Here is a 23,156-nt window from a genome sequence, read left to right on the forward strand (position 1 = left end):
TTCCGGTCAGTTGGCGCCGCGGACCTTGGCGGTCACCAGGACGCCGCCGATCAATGTGCACACCGCGGCGATCAGGAAGAGCAGACCGTAGTTCTTGTCGTCGCCGGTCATCCCGATCAGCAGCAGCGGCGCCGCGATGACCGGTGCGATGGCCTGCGCGATGCTCGTCGCGTAGTTGTTGATGCCGAGGAAACGGCCGGCCTCGGTGTCGCGCTCGGGCAGGACGTCGAGCACGATCGCCTGGTCGACGGCGGAGAACACGCCCAGGCCGACGCTGCACATCAACGACCCGCCGATGAGTACGCCGACCGCAGACCCGCCGAAGGCCATGGTGATCGCACCTGCGGTGAAGGCGATGCCGGAGAACAGGACGAAGATGCGCCGCTTTCCCAGCCGGTCGGACAGCATGCCGCCCAGCAGGGCACCGCCGGCGGTGGCGACCACGCCGAGCAGGGACAGGATCGCGATCAGGCCGCCGATATCGGCCACTCCTCCATCACCTACGCGGGAGGCGAAGAACAGGGTGGTGAAGGTGGTGGAAAAAGTGACGCCGAAGTTGAAGATCAGCCGGCCCAGCCAGTTCCATGCGAAGTCCGGGTACGCGCTCGGCTTGAAGACCATGTCGCTCAGCGCCTTGCCGAGGGTGAGCTTCTGGGTGTTCTCGACCAGGCCGCGGCTGTCGGCCTCCGGCACCAGCGTCACCCACAGCAGCACGAACACCAGGCCGACAAAGCCTGGGGCGAGAAAGACCAGGAAGTTGTTGCCGATGAACGCGCTGGCGATGCCGACGCCGATGACGGCGCCGATCATCTGCGCGAAGCCGGACAGGCCGGCGACCCTGCCACGCTGCGACTCGGGCAGCCGGTCGGCCTGGGACAGGATCAGCGAGTTGTTGGCGTTGCTCCAGCCGATCTGCGCGACCATCCAGGCGAGGGCCAGCACCCAGACGTTGGGGGCGACCGCCATCAGCGCCAGGCCGATCAGGCCGAGGATCGTGCCGCCCAGGGAGAACGGGCGCCGCCGGCCGAAGCGGGTGCGGGTGCGGTCGCTCCACATCCCGACCAGGGGCATCGAGATGGCGGACGCGGCGGCGCCGATACCCACGACGTAGCCGAGGACCTCGACGTTCTCCGGGAGCAGCTGCTCGATCCGCAGGGACAGCGAGATGCCGACCGGGGCGACGAGCGCGATCATCCCGCCGAGGTAGGCGAGGACTACCAGCCAGATGTAACGGGCGTTCACCGGCGGCGTGTCGTCGCTGCCGACGGGGGATGCGGCTGCGCTGCGCGCGTTCGGTTCCTTTATGTCTGCCATCGCGAATTCCTTCGAGCGAGGGGGAACGCCGTCGCGAAAAAAATGCCGCGGCGTGGTTTTCGGGACCGTAGCATGAAAAAAATGTTGCGGTAAGGTTTTCGCATGATTTCCCGAGACGACCGCGCGACCGCCGCGCCGCCGCGCTCCCGTGGGCCTTACGCGAAGACCCGCAAGGTGCGCGAGAGCATCATCGAAGCGGCCGTCGAGGTCTTCGCGGCCACCGGCTACCACGCCGCGGCGATGAAGGAGATCGCACAGCGCGCCGGCCTCAGCGAGGGCGGCCTCGCCCACCACTTCACCAGCAAGACCGACCTGCTCTTCGAGATCCTCGAGCGACGTGAGGCGCGGGCGGGCACCCAGATCACCCGCCTGACCGGGATCGTCATGCTGCTCGCGATGGTGGACATCGTGGCCGAGGACAACCGCACTCCCGGCATGGTGGAGCTGCACACCACGCTCGCCGCCGAGGCGACCAGCCCCGGCCACCCCTCCCATGAGCACTACCTCAAGCGGTACGCGAACGTACGCCTGGTCGTCAGGAACGCCTTCGAGACCCTCGCCGAAGCCGGCGTCCTGGACACCACCCTGACCCCGGCCGAGCTCGCCGCCTCCTTCGTCGCCCTCAGCGACGGCCTGCAACTGCAATGGCTCTACCACCCGGACGAGGTGAACCCCGTGGCGACGCTGAGCGCCTTCCTTCGTTCGGTTGCCCCTCGGGTGGCGCCGTCATCCTGAGGCTGTACCGCGCCGAAACTCTATACATGGTCGTGAGTAGGCATTTTGAAGATCGGGTCAGGCTGCCCGGTGGTATTCATTGATCACGCCGCCGAGACGTTGCCGATGTCGTACCGGGGCGTTCATGGCGATGACGACGGTCGGATCGTGGTTCGGCGGTGAAGACCTCGTCGAACGCGGCGCTGTATTCGCCGTCCCGGTCGCGGATCAGGAACCGGAATCGGCCGGTGCGTTCGTCGAGTTCCGTGACGAGGTTGCGGGCCTGCTGGGCGACCCGGGCGTGGTCCGGGTTGGCGGTGACCTCGAGTAGGTGGACGCGGCGGGTGGCCACCAATCGGCAGGCACTGTGGACGGTGGCACAGAAGCGGGATATCGCGGACTGCGCCGGTGGCCGAGGATTCATCTCGCCGCCGCGCGCCTGTCGCGATTCTGAGGAGCCTGAAATGTTTGTACGTCACCGTCAGGTGCTGCCCGTTGCCGTTGTTCTGTTCGCGCTTTCCGCTTGCGCCGCCCGGCTTCATCCGCCCCGGAGCGGCTGCTCTCGCGCCGTCGACTGACGTTGCCGGGATAGCCGCCGGCCCTGAGCCAAAGGACCTCGAAGGGCTGGTCGCTCGGTTCGGTGGAGTGTGCGGAGGGGTGGGCGGCGGCCTCCCCGGTGGCATAACCACCACCGTCGGTGACGGTTGGTACCTGTTTCAGTTCATTGGCAAGGGCTGCATGTATCACGGCGAAGGTAGCGGCTACGACTGCAAGGGCCTCGGTATCGAAGGGTCCGCGCCGTTCTGTATCTCCTGACCTTCGTTAGTCGAGACGGTATTACGCAATACCTATCGGTTTCATAGGCCGAGGCCTACTTGATGATGTGCTCCAACGTCTGTCTCTCGACAGAGGGCGACGCGGCTGAGGTCCATTTTGTGTACCGCGATCCTGATGATATTCGCCATCTTGCTGCTTCTGTGGCTTTCCTCCACAGTGGCGGACTGTGCGCGGCGTTAAAGATCGTCGTACTTGTCAACGGCGCCGGGGTCCCGGGCGCCCTTCCGAGGAGGCCGTTGTGAGCGATCCGTGGACGTTGCCGGAGATGTTCGCCGCGCAGGTGGAGCGCGGCGCCGAAGAGACCGCCGTGGTGTGTGACGACGCGATGGTCTCGTTCGCGGAGCTGGACGGGCGATCCAACCGATTAGCCCGGCTGCTGATCGACCAGGGGGTCGGCCCCGAGGTCGTGGTGGCGCTGCGGATGCCCCGCGGAGTCGAGTTCGTGGTGGCCGCCCTCGCGGTGTCGAAGGCCGGCGGGGCGTACGTGCCGGTGGACGTGGCCTACCCGGCCGTGCGGGCCGAGTTCATGATGGCCGACGCGCGGGCCCGATGCGTGGTCACGACCGCCGGCGCGCGCCTGGAACCTTCGTCCGCGATCACCGAGGTGGTGCTCGACGACCCGAAGACCGCGGGCGAGCTTTCCGGATTGGACGGTGGCGCCGTGACGGACGCCGACCGGCACGAGGCGCTGCTGCCGGACCACGCCGCCTACCTCATCTACACGTCAGGGTCGACGGGCGTACCGAAAGGCGTCGTAGTGACCCATGCGAGTGCTCGGAACCTGGTGCGGTCGCAGACGGCGATCTTCGGGCTGGGGCCGGGCTGCCGGCGGCTGCAGTTCGCGTCGGTCAGTTTCGACGCTTCGGTGTCCGAGGTGTGGACGACGCTGCTGTCCGGTGCGGCCCTGGTGGTGACGGACCGGTCCCGGCTGGTGCCTGGCCCGGAACTGGTGGAGCTGGTGCGTAGCCGTGGGGTCACCCACGTGACGCTGCCGCCGTCGCTGCTGTCCGCGGTGGAGGATGCCGGGGGACTGCCGGAGTCGGTGACGCTGATCGTGGCGGGGGAGGCGTGCCCGCCGGCGGTGGCGGCTCGCTGGAGTCGCGAACGGCGCATGTTCAACGCGTACGGGCCGACCGAGGGCACCGTGGCGGCGACCGTGAGTGACCCGCTGGCCGGTGACGGTGTGCCGCCGATCGGGCGGCCGTTGCCCAACGTGCGGGCGTACGTGCTGGACGACCTGCTGCGGGAACAGACAACTGGTGAGCTGTACCTGGCGGGGGCCGGGGTGGCCCGTGGGTATGCCGGGCGGACCGGGCTGACCGCCCATCGTTTCGTCGCGGACCCGTTCGGGGCGCCCGGTGAGCGGATGTACCGCACCGGTGACGTGGTGATGCGGCGGCCCGACGGGCAGCTGGAGTACCGGGGCCGCGCCGACGACCAGGTCAAGATCCGGGGTGTCCGGGTGGAACCGGGTGAGATCGAGTCGGCGCTGATGAGCCTGCCGGGAGTGGACCAGGCGGTGGTCGTGCCGCACGGCGACGGCGCGGACCGCAGGCTGGTCGCCTACGTGGTGACCGACGACGGCGGTCCGGAACCGGCCGCGCTGCGCCGGGATCTGGCCGGGCTGGTGCCGGAACATCTGGTGCCGTCGGTGCTGGTGAAAGTCGACGTGCTGCCGGTGACGGTGAACGGCAAGGTCGACCGGAAGGCGCTGCCGGATCCGGGGGCCGAGTCGGGGCAGCGCGACTACGTCGCTCCGGTCGGCGCGGTGGAGCAGACCCTGGCCCGGTTGTGGGAGGAGATCCTCGGGGTGACCCGGGTCGGCCGTACCGACGAGTTCTACCGGCTCGGCGGTCATTCGCTGCTGGCGACGCAGCTGGTGAACCGGGTCCGGTCGGTGATGAACGTGGAGTTGCCGGTCCGGGACCTGTTCGAGACGTCGACGCTGGCTGACCTGGCCCGGCGGGTGTCGGTGTTGAAGACCGGTGTCCGGCCGGTGCTGCGGCGTCAGGTGCGTTCGGAGCGGGTGCCGCTGTCGTACCCGCAGCAGCGGATGTGGTTGACCGCGCAGTTGCGTGGTGGCGACGGGGCGTATCACATCCCGGTGGTGGTCCGGCTCGCCGACGGCCTGGACGAGGCTGCTCTGCGGGCTGCGGTGACCGATGTGGTCCGGCGGCACGAGCCGTTGCGTACCCGGTTCCCGGTGCTGGACGGGCAGCCGTACCAGCAGGTGGTGCCGATGGCCGAGCTGGGCGAGCTGCTGGTTCGCGAGCCGATCGCGGAGACCGGCTGGCAGGACACCGTCAAGCGGATGGTCCGCGAGAGCTTCGACCTGACGGCGCGGATCCCGCTGCGGGTGCGACTGCTGGAGATCGGGCCGGAGGACTTCGTCCTGGTTCTGGTCGTGCACCACGTCGCCGCTGACGGCGGGTCGATGAAACCGCTGATGCGTGACCTGTCCGAGGCGTACGAGCAGCGCCGGGCCGGGCATCCGCCGCGGTGGACCGAGTTGCCGGTGCAGTACGCCGACTTCGCGGTCTGGCAGCGTGACCTGGTCCGGCTGGCGCGGCCGCAGATCGCGTACTGGCAGGAACTGCTCGAAGGTGTTCCCGACGAGATCGCGTTGCCCGTCGACCGGGGCAGGCCTGCCGAACCGACGTATCGCGGCCGGTCGGTGCCGGTGTCGCTGCCCGCTGAGACGCACGAGCGGGTCGCCGAGGCGGCGCGGCGGCACGGCGCCACCACTTTCATGGTGTTGCAGTCGGCGGTGGCCGCGGTGCTGTTCCGTCTCGGTGCCGGTACCGACATCCCGCTCGGGTGGCCGGTGTCCGGCCGGGTCGACGAGGCCCTGGAGGATCTGGTCGGCTTCTTCGTCAACACCCTGGTGCTGCGGGCCGACCTCACCGGTGACCCGTCGTTCGGCCAGCTCATCGACCGGGTGCGGGAGCAGGACCTGCTGGCGTTCGGCAACCAGGACGTGCCGTTCGAGAGTGTCGTCGAGGAGCTGAACCCGCCGCGCGTACCGGGCCGACATCCGCTGTTCCAGGTGATGGTCGCCTCGCAGGTCGGCAAGTCGGCGCGGTTCGGCCTGGACGGGGTGCGTTCGGAGCGGGTCGGTGTGGGATCCGGGTCGGCGAAGTTCGACCTGAGCATCCAGTTCGTCGAGTTCCTCGACGAGGACGGCCGGCCGGCCGGGATCGGCGGCGAGGTGATGTACGCCGGTGACCTGTTCGACCACGACACCGCCGAGCGGATGGTCGCCATGCTCGGCCGGCTGCTGACCGAGGCGGTGGCGCGACCCGGCGTACCGATCAGTGTCCTGCCGTTGATGAGCGGGCCGGAACGGCTCGCCGTCGAGGCGATGAGCGCCGGAGAGGTCCGCGACCGGGGCGACCGGCGCTGGCCGCACGAGCTGATCCGGGAACAGGCCCGCCGGAAACCGTACGCGACAGCGGTACGTTTCGAGGGCGCCGGCCTGTCGTACCGGGAACTGAACCGCCGCGCGAACCGGCTGGCGCATCGCCTGATCGCGCTCGGCGTGGGCCGTGACGTGCTGGTCGGCGTGAGCGTGGAGCGGAGTTTCGACCTGGTCGTGGCGGTCCTCGCGATCGGCAAGTCGGGTGGTGCGTTCGTCCCGCTCGACCCGGACCTGCCGCCCGCCCGTCTGGCCTCGATGATCGCCGACACCGGCGTCCGGGCCGTCGTGACACACGCTGCCACCCGGGACCGGCTGTCCGGTCACGACCACCTGCTGCTCGACGTCGGCGATGCCGCGAACGAGCCGGTGTACGACCCCGGTGTGGCGGTGGACGGCGAGGACGCGATGTACGCGATCTACACCTCCGGGTCGACGGGCACCCCGAAGGGCGTGGTGAACGTCCACGCGGCGGTCAGCAACCGGATCGCCTGGATGGACGACAGGTTCACCCTCGGCGCCGAGGACCGGGTGCTGCAGAAGTCGCCGGTCACCTTCGACACCTCGGTGTGGGAACTGCTCTGGGCGCTGACCAACGGGGCGACCCTGGTGATGGCCCGGCCCGACGGGCACCGCGACCCCCGCTACCTGGTCGACCTCATCCAGCGCGAACAGGTCACCTTCGTCGACTTCGTCCCGTCGATGCTGGAGATGTTCCTGCGCGAACCCGGCGCCGTCGGCTGCACCAGCCTGCGCCACATCATCGCCGGTGGCGAGACCCTGACCCACAGCCTGCGCCGCCGCTTCGCCGAGGCGCTGCCCGAGACGCTGATCCACAACCTGTACGGGCCGACCGAGGCTGCCATCGGGGTGACCAGCTGGCTGTGCGGTGACGACGACGAGGGCCGCAGCGCGCCGATCGGCGTCCCGATCGCCAACGCACGGGTCTACGTGCTCGGCCCGGACCTGGACCATGTGCCGCTCGGCATGCCCGGCGAGATCTACATCGCCGGGCGCCCGCTTGCCCGCGGCTACCTGAACCGGTCGGCCCTGACCGCGCAGCGGTTCGTCGCCGACCCGTTCACGCCGGGCGAGCGGATGTACCGCACCGGTGACCGGGCCCGCCGCCGGTCCGACGGGGCGATCGAGTTCCTCGGCCGCGACGACGAACAGGTCAAGATCCGCGGCGTACGGGTCGAACTCGGCGAGGTGGAGGCCGCGCTGCTCGGACTGCACGGTGTCGAGCAGGCGGTCGCGATGGTGCACGGCGACGGTGTGGACAAACGCCTCGTCGCGTACGTCACCGGCTTCGACCCCGACCCGGTCCGGCTGCGGCGGCAGATGCCCGCGGTGGTGCCCGCACACCTGGTGCCGTCGGCGTTCGTGGCCATGGACGCCTTCCCGGTCACCGTCAACGGCAAGGTCGACCGCCGCCGGCTGCCCGACCCCGGCACAGCCGACCGCGAACGGGCCCACGTGCCGCCGGCCGGCCCGGTCGAGGAGTCTCTGGCCGAGGTGTGGCGCGGCCTGCTCGGCGTCGACCGGGTGGGCCGTGACGACAACTTCTTCGCCCTCGGCGGCCACTCGCTGCTGGCGATGCAGATGGTCAACGAGGTCCGGACACAGATGCGGGTGGAACTGCCCTTCCGGTACGTCTTCGAGAGCCTGACACTCGCCGATCTGGCCGACCGTGTCGGCGAACTGACCCAGTTGCCGGACGCGCCTCCGGAACGGACCTCGGCCGAGGACCGGATGCGTGCCCTGGTCGCGCAGGCCCTGGGCGTCGACTCGGTGGCCGCCGAGGACAACCTCTTCGACCTCGGCGGCGGCCGGGAGACCGTCGAGGCGCTCACCAGGGCGATCGAGGTCGAGTTCGGGGTGGCCGTCAACCCGCTGGTGGTCTCCGCGGTGCCGACCGCGAAGGACCTGGCGACGTGGCTCGCCGACGAGCCCGAGGAGGCGACCCTCGACGTGGTGGTGCCGTTGCGCACCGGGTCGAGCCCTGTCTCGCTGTTCTGCGTCCACCCGCTGGGCGGGCTCAGCTGGCTCTACTACCCGCTGGTCAACGCCATTCCGAAGACCTTCGGCGTGTACGGGGTTCAAGCCCGCGGACTGGACCCGGGTGAGGAACTGCCGGCGACCATGGCCGCGATGGCCGCCGACTACGTCCAGCAGATCCGCCTCGTCCAGCCGGAGGGGCCCTACCACCTGCTCGGCCTGAGCACCGGTGGGGAGATCGCCCACGAGATGGGTGTGCAGCTGCAGCGTGCCGGTCACGAGGTGGCCCTGGTCGCGATGCTCGACGCCCGTCCGACGCCGCACCGCCCGGTGACCTTGGTCGAGCGGCTGAACGCCCTCGCCCACCACTTCGACCTCAACCTTCCCGCTGCTGAGCGCCCGCACCTGACCGGCGACATCCTGTACGAGCACCTGCGTGAGCGGCAGGGGCCCTACTCGTTCCTGATGCGGCAGAAGGGCCGGGCCACCGTCGACTTCTACGAGAACCTGATCAAGATCGCCGACAGTCACCGGTTCTCGGTCTTCCAGGGCGACATCCTGTTCGTCGAGGCGGTCGCGGCCCGGCCGCAGGAGCACCACTTCGCACCGATGTGGCTCCCGTACGTCTCCGGCGCGGTCGACGTGATGGCCCTCGACTACAAGCACCGGCAGCTCGCTCGGGCCGAGGTGCTGCAGATCATCGGCGCGCGGGTGTCCGAGCACCTGCGCCTCACTCCTACCGAAGGGCCGACGGCATGACCAATCCGTTCGAACGTACCGACATCGAGTTCTTCGTGCTCGTCAACGATGAGGGACAGCACTCGCTGTGGCCGCAGGTGATCGACGTGCCGGCCGGCTGGCGCCAGGTCTTCGGGCCGCAGAGCCGCGACGAGTGCCTGGCCTACGTCGAGGAGTCCTGGTGGGACATCCGCCCGGCGAGCCTGATCGGGCGGACGGCGTGACGGGCCCGGACCTGCTGTTCCTCTGGGGTACCCCGCGGTCGATGTCGACGGCGTTCCTGCGGATGATGCTGGAACGCGGTGACCACGAGGTCTTCCACGAACCGTTCTCCAGCATCGTCGTGCAGGGCCGGACCGAGGTCGGCGACCACACCGTGACCAGCCACGACGAGCTGCTGAAACATCTCGAGGACCGGGCCATGGACCATCCGGTGTTCGTCAAGGAGACCACCGAGTACGACTATCTCGGCAACGGCGGGGACCGGATCCCGCAGGTGGGGCGGCACACCTTCATCATCCGTGATCCGCGGCGGGTCATCCCGTCGCACTACGCGATGAACGCGGACATGGTCTGCGAGGAGATCGGTTACGGACATCTGGTGGAGATGGCGCGGCGGGTCCGGGAGGTGACCGGGGAACAGCCGTACGTGGTGGAGGCCGAGGAGTTGCTGACCGACGCCGCGGGTGCGATCGAACGGTACTGCCGGGGCGCCGGTATCCCGTTCCTGGCGTCGTCGCTGTCCTGGCGGGCCGGCGATCAGGAGGTCTGGAGCCGCACCTCGCAGTGGCACCGGGACGCGGCCGGCAGCACCGGCTTCACCCGTTCCGAGCGTGCCTACCGGTCCACCACCGAGAACGACAGGTTCCTGTACGACTGCTACTGGCATCATCGGCCGGACTACAACGTACTGCGCAAGTGGGCCCGCAGTGTCGTCTAGCTCCACCGACGTCTCGCCGCGCCGGATCGCGCGGCTGTTCAAACCGCATTGGCCCCGGCTGAGTGCGGTCACGGCCATCATCGTCGCGTCGTCGCTGACGAACATGGCCACCCCGTTCCTGGTACGGGAGATCATCGACCGTGCGTTGCCCACCGGGAACGTGCGGCTGCTCGGCTGGCTGGTCGGCGGCCTGATCATGGTCGCCGTCCTGACGGCGGTGTTCGGCATCACCCAGACCTGGATCGCCACCGGGATCGGCCAGCGGGTCATGCACACGCTGCGGGTGGACGTCTTCACCCACCTGCACCGCCAGTCGGTGGCGTTCTTCACCCGCACCCGGGCCGGTGAGATCCAGTCACGCATCACCAACGACATCGGCGGCATGCAGGCGGTGGTCACCTCGACCGCCACCTCGATCGCGTCGAACGTGACCACCGCCGTCGCCACGTCGATCGCGATGCTCGCCCTGAACTGGCAGCTCTTCCTGGTGTCGATGCTGGCGCTGCCGCCCGCGCTGCTGCTGGCCCGCCGGATGGCCCGGCTGCGCAAGGAGATCACCGGCAAACGCCAGCGGGAACTCGCCGACCTCAACGTGATCGTCGAGGAGAGCCTGTCGATCAGCGGCGTGCAGCTCAGCAAGATCATGGGAACCGGCCCGGCCCTGATCGAACGCTTCGCCGGGTCGTCGTCCCGTCTCGTCGAGCTGCAACTGCGTTCGCAGCTCGCCGGGCGCTGGCGGGGCGCCACGATGAACATCATGTTCGCCACCATCCCCGCGCTCATCTACCTGAGCGCGGGGATCGTGCCGAGTGCCGCCGACCTGACCATCGGCACGGTGGTGGCCTTCACCGCCCTGCAGGGCCGGCTGTTCCAGCCGATGACCAGCCTGCTCGACGTCGGTGTCACCTGGAGCAGTTCGACAGCGCTGTTCGCGCGGATCTTCGAATACCTGGACCTGCCGGTCGAGGTCGACGACCCGATCCTGCCGGTCAGCCTGCCCCTGCCGGTGCGCGGCCACCTGCGGTTCGAGCACGTCGGTTTCACCTATCCGGACAACGAGAAGCCCGCGATCAGTGACATCACCCTGGACGTGCCGCCCGGTTCGTCGCTGGCCCTGGTCGGCGAGACCGGTTCGGGTAAGAGCACGGTGGCCGCGTTGATCATGCGGCTCTACGACCCGACCGCGGGCCGGATCACCGTCGACGGGTTCGACCTGCGGGCGCTGCGGCTCAACGAGCTGGTCGGGGTGATCAGCATGGTCGGGCAGGACACGTACCTGCTGCACGCCTCGGTCCGGGAGAATCTGCGGTACGCGCGGCCGGACGCCACCGACGAGCAGGTGGAGTGGGCCGCCCGGACGGCACAGGTGCACGACGTGATCATGGCGCTGCCGAAGGGCTACGACACGATGGTGGGCTCGCGTGGTCACCGGTTCTCCGGCGGTGAGAAACAGCGGATCGCGATCGCCCGGACACTGCTGCGCGACCCGCCGATCCTGGTGCTGGACGAGGCGACCAGCGCGCTGGACAACTCGACGGAACGGGCGGTGCAGACCGCCTTGGACGCCCTCGCTCGCGGCCGTACCACTGTCACCATCGCCCACCGGCTGTCCACGATCCGCAACGCCCACCAGATCGTCGTCATGGGCGAGGGCCGGATCCTGGAGGTCGGCACCCACGACCGCCTGATGATGATCGGCGGCCACTACGCCACGCTGACGTCCTGAGAAGCCGGGCTCGGCCGCAGGCCGATGGCCGCTGCCCAGAGGCGGGAGAGGTGGTCGAGCATCTTCTCAGGGTCGATGGGTTCGCGTGTTCGTTGATGATCACAGCGGCCTGCTCGACCATGCCGCCGAGGGTTTGGGATGGTTCGAAGAACTGGACCTTCGGCGACAACGCCAAGGCGCTGCAAGGGCGATAGCCGTTGACATGCGGGAAAGGGCTTTCTAGCGTCAGCATTCCATCGAGAGACAGGAATGTCATGAAGCGGCGCTCAGTGATCTCCCTTCCCGCGGTCGCGCTGGCCGCCCCGCATCTGGCCGATGCGCGGGCGGCTGCCGGCTTCGAGGGGCCGTCGGTGATCGACGGCAACCTGCCGGTCTTCTACGAGCGCCTCCGCGACGAACTGACCTTCCCGCTGGGCTGGTCCCGAACCGTGGGGAAAGACGCCGCGGGAAACCAAGCTGCCGGAAGCCGGGCCGGTGGAAGCCAGGCCGCCGGGAGGGACTGGAAACGCCGGGCCCGGGCCACCGTCGAGGAGCATCTCCAACAAGGGCCGGAGCGGGCCGCCTTCGCGCCGGAGGTGATCGACGAGCAGGCCGCTGCCGGTTACCGTCGCCGGCAGATCGTTTTCAACGTCACCCGGCACAGCCGGGTTCGGGCCACCATGTTGATTCCGGACGGTGCCGGGCCGTTTCCGGCCGCTCTTCTGCTGCACGATCACGGTGCCCGGTTCGACATCGGCAAGGAGAAACTGATCGAGCCCTGGTACGACGAGACCCGTCGCGCCTCGGCGAGCGCCTGGGCCACCAAGTATTTCAGCGGCCGATTCGTGGGCGACCAACTCGCCGCCCGTGGTTACGTGGTGCTCGCCGTCGACGCGCTCGGCTGGGGTGACCGGGGCGGCCTCACCTACGAGGGCCAGCAGGCCCTGGCCAGCAACCTGTTCAACCTGGGTTCGTCACCGGCGGGGCTGATGGCCCGCGAGGACGCCCGGGCCGCGGCGCTGCTCGCCACCCTGCCCGAGGTCGACCCGCGACGGATCGCGGCGGTCGGGTTCTCGATGGGCGGGTACCGTGCCTGGCAGGTCGCCGCCCTCTCCGACCACATCGCCGCGACCGTCTCCGTCTGCTGGATGACGGGCCTGAAGGAGATGATGGTCCCCGGCAACAACACTCTGCGCGGCCAGTCGGCTTTCTACATGCTGCATCCGGGTCTCTACCGGCATCTCGACATCCCGGACGTGGCCGGTATCGCCGCCCCGCGACCGATGTTCGTGATGGGCGGCGAACTGGACCCGCTGTTCACCGCGGAGGGCATCGCCGTGGCGTACCGGAAATTGGCTCTGATCTGGTCCGCGCAGCGGGCCTCGAGGAACCTGCGGACCAAGACCTGGCCCGGACTCGGTCACATCTTCACCGCCGAGATGCAGGACGAGGCGTTCAGCTGGCTGGACGCGAATCTCTAGCCACGGCGAGTTCCGAGCGAACCACCTCCAGCAACCGTCCCATCGGTGAGGTCCTCGAGCATCATCCCCGCGGTCCACGCCCGGTCGGCCGGACCGGAAACGATCACGCCGACGCCGGGCACCCACACCTCGGTCCCCTCCGGCGGGCTCAGCGTGAGCCTGCCGTCGGCGAGGGCGGCACGGAGCCCCGTGAGGTCGCCGCCGTGGCTGATCAGGCCGTCGGCGAAACAGGCAAGCGGTTCGAGGCGGTAGGCGCCGTCGTACGACCGGGTGAAGATCTGGCGCTGTCGTCCGTGGACGACGTCACCGTCGACCTCCCGCCAGGTGGGCGTGCTGTCCGGCATCCGCCGACCATAGACGCTGGCCGGGCACCTCGATCCAGCGGTGGGTGGCCCACGAGACGCCGAGCACCACGGCCAGGTAGCCGGTGGCCAGCAGCGGATCCGGAATGTCCGAGGTCAGGATCGGGCGGGCCAGTTCGATCACCAGGTAGTGGACCAGGTAGACCGAGTAGCTGAGCACCCCGATCCGGGCCAGCCACGCCGGGGTCCGCCGGTGCCGCAGCAGCATGCCGAGGGCGAACGAGCCACCGAAGACCAGCAGCGTGAGCACCGACCGGGTGATGTAGCGCGGGGTGAGCGCGTTCAGATCGGCCAGCTCGGTCAGCCAGACCACCAGCAGGGCCGCCGCCACCACCGCGATCACCACGGCCGCCTGCCACCAGGGGATCCGTGCGTGGTCGGCGTGGTGGATCACGGTGCCGGTGAACATCACCGCCACGATCAGCAGGCCGTCCCGAGTGTGCGCCGGGTCCATGTTGAACACCAGCAGGACCAGCGTCAGTACGCCCAGCAGCAGGCCGCCGGTGATCTCGGCCCACCGTCGACGGGACAACACGCCGGTCAGCCCAGCCGCCAGCAGAACCGCGGTGAGCAGGGGGATCGAGCCGAACCGGAGCGGTACGAGCGGTGCGGTGAGCGCCCCGGCCACCGCGAACAGGACCGGTGGAAGCGAGGAGCTTGTCACCCGTACCGCGAAAAGGCTTGTGACCAGAAGGTAGAAGACCATCTCGAACGAGAGCGTCCAGAAGACAGCGGTGATCAACGGCACACCGGTCAGGAACGGCAACATGATCACATGACCCAGCAGCGCCGGGCCGTCGACGGGCACGCCGCTGACGACCAGAACCGCGCCGACCGCCAGATAAAGGGGCAGGATCCGGCGGGCCCGGCTGCGCCAGAACCTCCGCAGATCGCCGTGCCGCTCCAGCGACGCCGGAATGATGTAGCCGCTGACCAGGAAGAACAGCATCACCCCGGCGGTGCCCGCGTGCAGCCATTCGCCGGTGACCGATCGCAGGCCGGTGAAGGCGAACCGGGTCAGATGGGCGTACACCACCAGGAGGACCGCGACGGCACGTAAACCGTCGAGCCAAGCCAACCTGGGTGCGGACATCCGGAAAAGATAGTTGACTCTTCCGCATGTCGATATGGACCACCGAACTCGCCGGCACCCTGCATCACGACACGATCGACTCGCAGGTGCTGCGCGGCAACCCGCTCGGCGACCCGCACGTGCGGCCGCTGTGGGTCTACACACCGCCCGGTTACGAGCAGGGCGACCAGCGTTACCCCACCATCTACGTGATTCAGGGCTACTCCGGCCAGGTCACCATGTGGGCAAACCGGCAGCCGTTCCGGAAACCCTTCATCGAGACCGCCGACGAGGTCTTCGCCGGTGGACAGGCACCGCCCTGCATCCTCGTCTACGTCGACGCGTGGACGTCCTACGGCGGATCGCAGTTCGTCGACTCGCCCGGCACCGGGAACTACCACACCTACCTCTGCGACGAGATCGTCCCCTACGTCGACCAGCACTATCGGACCATCCCGGACCGGGAGTCCCGGGCCATCACCGGGAAGTCGTCCGGCGGATTCGGCGCGATGATCACGCCGATGCTGCGGCCCGACCTGTTCGGCGCGCTCGCCACCCACGCCGGGGACGCCCTCTACGAATACTGCTACCTCGGCGAGTTCGGCAAGGCAGCCCGGGCGCTGCGTGGCCACGACCACGACATCCTCGCGTTCTGGAAGGACTTCCAGTCCCGGGTCGCCCTCACCAAACAGGAGGACATGGTCCTCATCCTGTTGCTCGGCTGCACCGCGGCGTTCTCCGCCGACCCCGACGGCACCCCGCGACTGCCGTTCGATCCGCGCTCCGGGCAGATCATCCCCGAACTGTGGGACCGATGGCTGGAGTGGGACCCGATCCGGATGATCGACCGGTACGCCGACGAGATGCGTTCGCTGCGTGCCGTCTGGATCGACGCCGGCACCAGCGACGAGTGGTACCTCGACCTGGGCGCCGAAGCCTTCAAGGACGGCCTGCTGCGTGTCGGCGTGCCGTCGGAGAAGATCGCGTTCGAACTGTTCCCCGGCAAACACGGCGGCATGGACCACCGTTATCCCCTGGCGGTGGCCTGGCTGGCCGAGCGCCTCAAACGGGACTCTCAGCAGCTCTAGCAGCGGGACTTTTGTCGGCCTGCCGGCTGCCAGCGGTCCGTCCAGCAGTTACGGATTCCGTGCTCCCGCAGCGCCCGCAGGCAGTGTCGCACGGCGGCCCGGTCACCGGCCGCGACCGGGGTGCCGCCGGTGAAGCCCGCGCGCAACGCCAGCAGCACGGCCTGCCGCGGGCTGATCCGGGGGAGAGCACGACACAGCGCGGTGACCGTCGAGTCCAGGGTGTGGTCGCGGTCCGGGCTGAGGAAGACGGCCCGGCTGCCGTCGTCCAACCGGACCGGGCCCGGATCCTCGGGCATCCCCTGGATCAGCGGCCACACCTCGTCGACAACCGCCGCGACGTCGAAGGTCACGTCTCCCGGCGGCCGGCGCTGCACCAGGCCGCTGTACGGGCCGACCTGATGACCGGTCAGGTGCCGCCGCTGCCGGTCCAGTTCACCGCGCTGTTCCGCGGCGTGCACCAGATTGGCGTACGGGCCGGCGGCGTACATCGAGCGGATCTTCCGTTTCACCCGCCGGGCCGCCTCGAACGCGTCCGGACCGCTGACCAGAAGCACCTCGGACGGGGCTGTCGTCAGATAGCGATCCAGGAACGCCAGCGTCAGACGGTGGCCCTCGTCGTCGTACTCGGCCCAGAGCATCCGCACGTCCGCGGGCGTGAGGGAAACATTGAACCGGTCGTCGATCTCCAGACTCTGAGCCTGGATCGCACGCTCCACCTGATCGGTCAGCCCCTGCCGCAGGCAATCCGGTTTGAGAAGCAGAAACGCGTCGATGGGAGACTCCCCGGGTCGGTGGCCGGTACCTTTCGGCACCGGCCACCGGATCCTAAGAAACCCCGGCAACCGCGGATCAGCCGGCCAGGTGGCCCCAGCGGTCGGCCAACTCGGCCCAGGTGCCCTGGTCCTCGGCGCGGCCGCCGATCAGGACCACCACCCGGTCGGCCTGGGCCAAGGCGGCCCGCTTCGACGTCGAGCCGACCACCGTCACACCGTGCGAGCGCAACGCCTCCCACAGCGCCAGCTCCGTCGTCACGTCCAGCGCGGACGAGACGTCGTCGGCGATCAGCAGCTCGGTTCGTGGTGCGAGCGCCCGCGCCAGGGCCAGCCGCTGGAGCTGACCGCCGGAGAGCCGGGTGCCCTTGTGCCCGATCAGCAGTTGCAGACCGCCACCGGCGGTGGCCAGGTCGTGTTCCAACTGGGCCACCGACACCGCGCCGGCCGCGTCCACCTCGTGCCCGAGCTGGATGTTGTCGGCCACCGTCCCGGACAGCACCCGCGGCAGCTGGGCGACGTAACCCACCTGGTTGGGCCGCAGGAACATCTCCGGCTCGTTGACCTGCTCACCGTTCCAGCGCAGGTCGCCGGTGTGGTGCACGATCCCGGCCAGGGCCCGCAGCAGCGAGGACTTGCCGGCCCCGACCGGGCCCAGCACCAGCACCAGCTGCCCGCGTTCGACGGTGAGGTCGATGTCGCGGACACCCAGAGCACCGTTCTCGTGCACCGCGCTGAAGCCGGACAGCTCCAGCGTGCGCAGCGGGTTACGGGGTGCGGTCGGCGGTGCGGGCGCCGTCCCGGCGGCCAGGTCGACCCCCGGCACGTCCGCGGAGTACTCCGCGGAACCGGTCATCTGCGCGGTCCGCATCGTCCACACCCGGGCCGACGGGAAGTGCGACACCAGGGACGCCGTGGTCCACGCGAACCAGCGGGCCGAACCCAGCACCGACACCGCGATCAGGGTCGCTGCCGGGGTGAGGTGCCCGTTCAGGTACATCGCCCAGGCCGCGATCGGCAGCAGACCGCTCGCGACCGATGGCGTGGACCGGGCCCACACCTGGATCGAGATCTCCCGTCGCTGCAGGTCACTGCGGGTCGCGTCGAGCCTGGCCAGATGCGCCAGCACCGGCTCGGTCGCGCCGGCCAGTTTCACCGTGCGCGCCGCCGACAGCGACGACACCAGCGACGTGGCGAACGCCGCCCGCGCCGCCACCGTCCGCCGGGCCGCCCGCTCCAGCCGCGGCCCGAACAGCGTCGCCGCCAGCCCGGACAGCAGCATCGTGCCGACGAAGAACAGGCCCGGCACGAACGACTGGGAGAACAACGTCATCGAGATCAACGCGAAGATCGCGATCGTGTTGTCGATCAGGTTGTCGGCCAGCATCACCACCCGCTCGGTGTCACCGCCCTGAGCGACCACCTCGGCCGGCGTGTGTTTGCTGACCCGGCGCGGGCCGATCTGGCCGTGCACCAGGCGCAGGCTGATCCGCAGCATCTGCCGCACCCACCACTCCGGGAACCAGGCCCCGGTGAAGTACAGCGACGGGATCAGCGCCAGCAACGCCACCGAGATGCCGATCGCCGGGTAGATCGGGTTGCCGATGCCGTCGACCACGTTCGTCCACAGCAGCGGCAGGATCGCGCCGTCGAAACCGAGCAGCACCAGGAACAGGAAGAAGCCACACGCGGCCAGCCCGTACCGCTTGTCGTTCATGGCCAGCCGCAGGATCTCCCGCATCGTCCGGGCTTTCGGGGCCTCGGGCAGCGGCGGCGGATCCACCGTCAGCAGCGGGTTGGCCAGCCCTTCCTGGCTCAGCTCGTCCCGCATCGCGGTGTCCCAGTCGTCGTGATCGGCGACCAGCACACCGCCGGCGGGCTGCGGTGCTGCCGGCACCGCCAGGTTGCTGCTCGCCATCAGCTCGGCGAACCGTTGTGACTCGCGCAGCGGACCCGACTCCAGCACCACACCGTCGGCGAGCACGACCACCTCGTCACAGCGCTGCACCGAGGAGAGCCGGTGCGCCACGATCACGCCGATCCGGCCTTCGAGTAGCCGGTCGGTGGCCCGCTGCACCCACGACTCGGTCACCGGGTCCATCCGGGCGGTGGCCTCGTCGAGGATCACCACCTGCGGGTCACGGACCAGGATCCGGGCGAACGCCACCAGCTGCTCCTGGCCGGCGGACAGTTTGTAACCGCCGTCGCCGAGCAAGGTGTCGATCCCGTCGGGCAGGCCCTCCACCCACGCGGTCAGGCCCAGCTCGCGGACCGCGCCGGCGGCCTGCGGAATCAGCGTGGCGTCGAACAGCGCGATGTTCTCGGCCAGCGTGCCGGCCAGGATCTCGGTCCGCTGCGGAACGATCGCCGTCCAGCGGCGCAGCCCTTCCACCTCGATGCCGTTGATGTCGGTGTCGCCGAGGAAGACCGTGCCGTCCGGCACGTCGACCGCCCTGGTCAGCACCTTGGCCAGGGTCGACTTGCCGGAGCCGGTCCGGCCGATCAGCGCGTACGAGCGGCCCCGCTCGAACGTCACACTCACATCGCGCAGCGCGGGCGGGCGGCCACTGTCGGCCTCGCCGTAGCGGAACGTCAGATTGCGCACCACCAGATCGCCGTCGGCCGGGGCCACCCCATCGGACTTCTCCTGCGGTACGTCACTGAGCAGCAGCACCCGGCCCCACGCACCGAGCGCGTTCTGCAGCTCGGGGACCATTCGGGTCACCTGCTCCAGCGTGCCGCCGAACCCGAGGGCCAGCAGCCACACCGCGGTCAGCCGGGCCCCGCTGATGTTGCCGGTGAACAGCGCCCACGCGCCGAGCACCACCAACAGGGCGATCAGCCCACGGGTGATCGCGCCGGCCGTCATGGTGATCTTCGAAGCGCCACGCCACACCCGGCGGCCGCGGCGCAGCACTTCGGCGGCGCGTTCGGCGTAGAGCTTGCGGACGTACGGCGCGGCCAGGCTCGTCCGCACGTCGTCCTGCCCGTGGATCGCCTCCTCCATCACCGCGGCCAGGTCGGACCAGGCCTCCTCCTCGGCGATGCGGATCGGGCCGATGCGCTGGACCGGTTTGTTCATCACCACGAACAGCAGCAGACCGACGGCGATCATCGCGATCGCGGCCGGCCACCAGACGAAGAACGTGGTGACGATGGACAGGATCGCCAGGGCCGCCGACTGGGCCAGCCGGGTGCCGGCCCCCCGCAACTCCGAACCGACCTGGTAGACGTCCGAGTCGATGCGGTCGAGCAGCTCACCGACCGGGGTGTTCTCCAGGGTGGGGACGTCCTGGCCGAACGCGACCTGGTTGAGACGCCGCCGCACCCGGGCCGTCCAGTCGGCGGTCAGTCCCGCCACCACCAGGTTGACGATCACATCGCTGAGCACCGCGGCGAGCAGCGCCACCACGAGCACCGTGAACAGCGGCACGGAACGATCGACGAGCACCGGCCCGGCCAGGGCTAACGACCCTGCCGAGCCGGACGCGCCTATCACTATCAGGAAGGCGACGAGCGTGGTGCGACTCGGGCTCGTGGCCCACAGATCGCGGAGCAGGCGCATGACGGGGTCCTCGAATGGCGTTGGGGAAGAAGGGCGGTGCCTCCATCCTGCTCGGCTCCCGAACCCCCGCTCAACAGGTTTATTCCCGGCAATTCCCCCAAGCGGCCACTGCGCTACCGCCCGTTCCGAAGCGTGCCGAGTTCGCCAGCCTCCCTGACGCGCCGGCTGGTCGGATGCGCCGGTCGGTTGGAGAGTGCTGTCAGGCGGTGGCGCGCAAGGTCAGGAGGGTGATCTCGCTGGGGGCGAAGATGCGGAACGGTGGGCCCCAGAAACCGGTGCCCCGGCTCGTGTAGAGCTGGGTGCGGTCGGAATGGCGGGACAGACCCTGCAGGGACGGCTGGTCGGTCAGGACCAGGTAGTGGAACGGCCACATCTGGCCGCCGTGGGTGTGGCCGGAGAGCTGCAGGTCGATGCCGTGCTTGACGGCGTCGGTGATCTGCTGGGGCTGGTGTGCCAGGAGCAGCACCGGCAGGTCGGGGTCGGTGCCGGACAGGGCGGCCTCGTGGTCGGTGCGGTGGCCGGGCAGGCCCGAACCGCCGGCGGTCCGGTCGTCGACGCCCGCCACGATCAGCGAGTCGCCGCCCCGGGTGACCAGCACGTGCCGGTTGTGCAGGGTCTCCCAGCCCAGGTGCTCCATGTGCTCCACCCAGCCCTGGGCGCCGCTGTGGTATTCGTGGTTGCCGGTCACGTAGACCCGGGCGAACCGGGCCCGGATCTCGCCCAGCGGGGCGGCCATCTCAAGGCGCTGATCGACCAGGCCGTCGGCGATGTCACCGGTGTGCGCGACGATGTCGGCGTCGAGAGAGTTGACCACCTCGGTGACGCCCCGCGACCAGGCGGCCCGGTTGATCGGGCCGTAGTGGGTGTCGGTGATCAGCGCTACCGTCAGCCCGTCGAGCCCTTTGCCGAGGCGCGGGATGGTCACGTCGACGCGGCGGACCCGGGAGACCCGCATCGCCTCGTGGTGACCCCAGGCCAGCAGGACCGTGGAGAGGATCACCACGAAGGCCGAGACGACCCGCGAGCGCAGCGGGCCGTCGACACCGGCCGCGAGCAGCAGCAGGCCCAGGAGCTGGCCGATGATCGACCAGACGAACAGCACCCAGGCGACGCCGAGCAGCGTGTCGGCGATCCGGGACTCGCGGTCGCGGTGCCCGCCGTGACCGCGGAACATCAGCCACGGGAAGACTCCGGCCACGGCCGCGAACAGCAGCGTGCCGGCCACGAAGACCGGCAGCGGCCAGTCGTTGCCGGACCACACCAGCGTCGCCCACGGCACCCCGAACAGCAGCGCGATCACCGCGACCAGCACAACACCGAACCGGGCCACGCGCGGGCCCCGCTTGCGCGGCTCGGTATCGACCGTTTCACCCACTGACATGAGGGCAAGCATGCCACTCCGGTGCGACAGAACCCGGACCGGACGGGAGCGAATCGGGTTCACCGAGACGCAGCCCACAGATCAGAAGCGGTGCGGGCCGCAGAACAAGAGCAGCGCGGCCCTGTGGACAGGGAGCAAGAACCGGACCGGCTCAGGAGCCCAGCGTTCGGATCAGGTCCGAGGAGATGATCAGGTCGGCTCGGGGCCGGGTGGCCGCGATCAGCTCGGCGTTGCGTTCGTCGGTGCCGTTCGCCCAGGCCGCCGCCGCGTCCGGTGACTTGCCGAACCGCACGTGCCGGTCGATCAGCCGGCGCAGGCGTTCGCCGTGGTCCAGGTCGGTGTACCAGACTTCGGTCAGCAGTTCCCGCACCGGTCCCCAGCGTGGCTCGGCTAGCAGCAGATAGTTCCCCTCGGTGATGATCAGCCGGGCTTCGCGGGACACGCCGATCGCGCCCGCGATCGGTTGTTCGAGGACCCGCTCGAAGCCCGGCGCGTAGATCATCTCGTCCTGGTCGTCGAGCAGGCGGCGCAGCAGGGCGGCGTAACCCCAGGCATCGAAGGTGTCCGGGGCGCCCTTGCGGTCGCGCAGCCCGAGCCGCTCCAGCTCGACGTCGGCCAGGTGGAAGCCGTCCATCGGCACGTGCGCGACCCAGCCCGCACCGAGGCCGGGCGGGGGATCGGCGGCCAGCGCGGTGACCAATTCGGCGGCGAGGGTGGTCTTGCCCGCGGCCGGCGGTCCGGCGATGCCGAGCACAGCCCGCCGCCCGCCGGCGGCGAGCTCCCGAGCGCGGTTCACCAGACCGGAGAAGGTGCGCGTCATGGCGTGCCGGCCGTGGGGGCGGCGTCGCCGACGAGAAGGGCGGGGCTCGCCGTAGTCGTGGGATCGGCGTTGTCGACGAGGACGCTGGGGCCGGCGGTGGTGGCGGGGAGCGGGTGGCCGGCGAGCACGACGGTGGTGGCGGGGAGGGTGTGGCCGACGAGAACGACGGGGTTGGGCACCGTCGTGGGGATGGCGTTGTCGACCAGGACGGCCGCGACGGCGGCGGCGGTGCTGAAGGCCTCGGTGTCGAGGACCCGGCTTCGGGCTGAGGCGCCGTCCAGCAGCAGCGCCAGTTGTTCGCCGAGCTGTTCGGGGTGGGTGGCGCCGGCCTCGCGGGCGGCGTCGGTGAGCCGCGCGGCGAAGGCCAGCTTGTAGTCGCGGGCGTGCACACGTGCCGGGTGGCCGGGGTCGGGGATCTCGACGGCCGCCGCGATGAACGGGCACAGGGCCGAGTGTGTGTCGAACACGGCGAGGAGCCGCTCGCGAGGGGCGAGATCGGTGCGGTCGAACACCTCGGGCAGGACGTCGGGATCGAAGCGCCGCAGGCCTTCGGCGATCAGCTCGTCCTTGCCGGCGAAGTGCTGGTAGAGCGTGCGCTTGGACACCTCGGCCACCGCGCAGAGCTGGTCCATGCCGGTGCTGTTGATGCCCTGCTCGCGGAACAGCTGCTGGGACGCGCTGAGGATGCGCTCGCGTGCGCCCCGGCCACGGCGCTGGCCTCGCGGCCCCTTCTCCAGCTCGGTCACTCGCCCAGCGTAACCCACTTCGGGTACCGCTCGGTGTGCATAGCTTGCGCCCGGCGGGGCCGGCCGGTACGTTAAGTGAACAGATCGGTGTACTTAGCGAATGGAGTGGTCATGGGCAAGCTCGATGGCAAGGTCGCGGTGATCACCGGCGGGACGAGCGGGATGGCGCTGGCGGTCTGGGCCACCGCTGACCTCGCGGGGTAGCCACGG

17 protein-coding genes are annotated in these 23,156 nt (G+C 69.6%); 8 read left to right on the top strand and 9 right to left on the bottom strand.

Features of this window, described 5'->3' with window-relative positions; genetic code table 11:
• Window positions 1-6 precede the first annotated feature (6 nt).
• Window positions 7-1,314 (bottom strand): MFS transporter, encoded by a 1,308-nt coding sequence (locus tag BLU81_RS02080; protein ID WP_092541090.1) that lies wholly within the window; start codon window positions 1,312-1,314, stop codon window positions 7-9.
• Window positions 1,315-1,416: 102 nt separating this feature from the next.
• Here BLU81_RS02080 and BLU81_RS02085 point away from each other — a divergent pair, with 102 nt between their 5' ends.
• Window positions 1,417-2,049, top strand: a complete 633-nt coding sequence (locus BLU81_RS02085) for a TetR/AcrR family transcriptional regulator (RefSeq protein WP_092541092.1) — start codon at window positions 1,417-1,419, stop codon at window positions 2,047-2,049.
• A gap of 76 nt (window positions 2,050-2,125) precedes the next feature.
• On the opposite strand, the gene BLU81_RS49080 is transcribed toward BLU81_RS02085, so the two are convergent.
• The gene (locus BLU81_RS49080) at window positions 2,126-2,380 is read right to left on the bottom strand and encodes a hypothetical protein (RefSeq protein WP_172890467.1); all 255 of its coding nucleotides are present in this window, start codon (window positions 2,378-2,380) and stop codon (window positions 2,126-2,128) included.
• A gap of 116 nt (window positions 2,381-2,496) precedes the next feature.
• On the opposite strand from BLU81_RS49080, the gene BLU81_RS47525 reads away from it, so the two are divergent.
• The 6 genes from BLU81_RS47525 (at window position 2,497) to BLU81_RS02110 (ending at window position 13,142) form a co-directional block, all read left to right on the top strand.
• On the top strand, window positions 2,497-2,844 hold the full coding sequence (locus BLU81_RS47525) for a hypothetical protein (RefSeq protein WP_157751095.1): 348 nt from the start codon (window positions 2,497-2,499) through the stop codon (window positions 2,842-2,844).
• A gap of 259 nt (window positions 2,845-3,103) precedes the next feature.
• Window positions 3,104-9,037 carry a non-ribosomal peptide synthetase gene (locus tag BLU81_RS02090; RefSeq protein WP_092541094.1) on the top strand — a complete coding sequence of 1,978 codons (5,934 nt, stop codon included), beginning with the start codon at window positions 3,104-3,106 and terminating at the stop codon, window positions 9,035-9,037.
• The gene (locus tag BLU81_RS02095; RefSeq protein WP_092541096.1) at window positions 9,034-9,240 is read left to right on the top strand and encodes an MbtH family protein; all 207 of its coding nucleotides are present in this window, start codon (window positions 9,034-9,036) and stop codon (window positions 9,238-9,240) included. Before BLU81_RS02090 ends, BLU81_RS02095 begins: the two co-directional genes overlap by 4 nt.
• On the top strand, window positions 9,198-9,956 hold the full coding sequence (locus BLU81_RS02100; RefSeq protein ID WP_157751097.1) for a sulfotransferase-like domain-containing protein: 759 nt from the start codon (window positions 9,198-9,200) through the stop codon (window positions 9,954-9,956). Before BLU81_RS02095 ends, BLU81_RS02100 begins: the two co-directional genes overlap by 43 nt.
• A complete protein-coding gene (locus BLU81_RS02105; protein ID WP_197686097.1) occupies window positions 9,946-11,682 on the top strand; it encodes an ABC transporter ATP-binding protein in 1,737 nt (578 codons plus the stop codon). The genes BLU81_RS02100 and BLU81_RS02105 overlap by 11 nt, the downstream gene beginning before the upstream one ends.
• A 254-nt stretch (window positions 11,683-11,936) precedes the next feature.
• Window positions 11,937-13,142: a dienelactone hydrolase family protein gene (locus BLU81_RS02110; protein WP_092541100.1), complete on the top strand. Its 1,206-nt coding sequence runs from the start codon at window positions 11,937-11,939 to the stop codon at window positions 13,140-13,142.
• Here the strand turns inward: BLU81_RS02110 and BLU81_RS02115 are convergent.
• Both BLU81_RS02115 and BLU81_RS02120 read right to left on the bottom strand, forming a co-directional pair.
• Complete coding sequence (locus BLU81_RS02115) at window positions 13,139-13,486, bottom strand: DUF7638 domain-containing protein (RefSeq protein WP_092541102.1); 348 nt, start codon at window positions 13,484-13,486, stop codon at window positions 13,139-13,141. The genes BLU81_RS02110 and BLU81_RS02115 overlap by 4 nt on opposite strands.
• Window positions 13,446-14,597 (bottom strand): acyltransferase family protein, encoded by a 1,152-nt coding sequence (locus BLU81_RS02120; protein WP_092541104.1) that lies wholly within the window; start codon window positions 14,595-14,597, stop codon window positions 13,446-13,448. Before BLU81_RS02120 ends, BLU81_RS02115 begins: the two co-directional genes overlap by 41 nt.
• 26 nt (window positions 14,598-14,623) lie before the next feature.
• Here BLU81_RS02120 and BLU81_RS02125 point away from each other — a divergent pair, with 26 nt between their 5' ends.
• Window positions 14,624-15,664: an alpha/beta hydrolase gene (locus tag BLU81_RS02125; protein WP_092541106.1), complete on the top strand. Its 1,041-nt coding sequence runs from the start codon at window positions 14,624-14,626 to the stop codon at window positions 15,662-15,664.
• Here the strand turns inward: BLU81_RS02125 and BLU81_RS02130 are convergent.
• From BLU81_RS02130 to BLU81_RS02150, 5 genes are all read right to left on the bottom strand, one after another.
• Complete coding sequence (locus tag BLU81_RS02130; RefSeq protein WP_157751099.1) at window positions 15,661-16,476, bottom strand: nucleoside-diphosphate kinase; 816 nt, start codon at window positions 16,474-16,476, stop codon at window positions 15,661-15,663. The genes BLU81_RS02125 and BLU81_RS02130 overlap by 4 nt on opposite strands.
• A gap of 37 nt (window positions 16,477-16,513) precedes the next feature.
• On the bottom strand, window positions 16,514-19,999 hold the full coding sequence (locus BLU81_RS02135; protein ID WP_092541110.1) for an ABC transporter ATP-binding protein/permease: 3,486 nt from the start codon (window positions 19,997-19,999) through the stop codon (window positions 16,514-16,516).
• Window positions 20,000-20,198: 199 nt separating this feature from the next.
• The gene (locus BLU81_RS02140) at window positions 20,199-21,380 is read right to left on the bottom strand and encodes a metallophosphoesterase (protein WP_172890481.1); all 1,182 of its coding nucleotides are present in this window, start codon (window positions 21,378-21,380) and stop codon (window positions 20,199-20,201) included.
• A 151-nt stretch (window positions 21,381-21,531) separates the two neighbouring features.
• Window positions 21,532-22,200 carry a nucleoside/nucleotide kinase family protein gene (locus BLU81_RS02145; RefSeq protein ID WP_092541112.1) on the bottom strand — a complete coding sequence of 223 codons (669 nt, stop codon included), beginning with the start codon at window positions 22,198-22,200 and terminating at the stop codon, window positions 21,532-21,534.
• Window positions 22,197-22,946: a TetR/AcrR family transcriptional regulator gene (locus BLU81_RS02150; RefSeq protein ID WP_231954035.1), complete on the bottom strand. Its 750-nt coding sequence runs from the start codon at window positions 22,944-22,946 to the stop codon at window positions 22,197-22,199. The genes BLU81_RS02145 and BLU81_RS02150 overlap by 4 nt, the downstream gene beginning before the upstream one ends.
• Window positions 22,947-23,156: the final 210 nt, after the last annotated feature.

The organism is Actinoplanes derwentensis (genome assembly GCF_900104725.1).
GTDB lineage: Bacteria > Actinomycetota > Actinomycetes > Mycobacteriales > Micromonosporaceae > Actinoplanes > Actinoplanes derwentensis.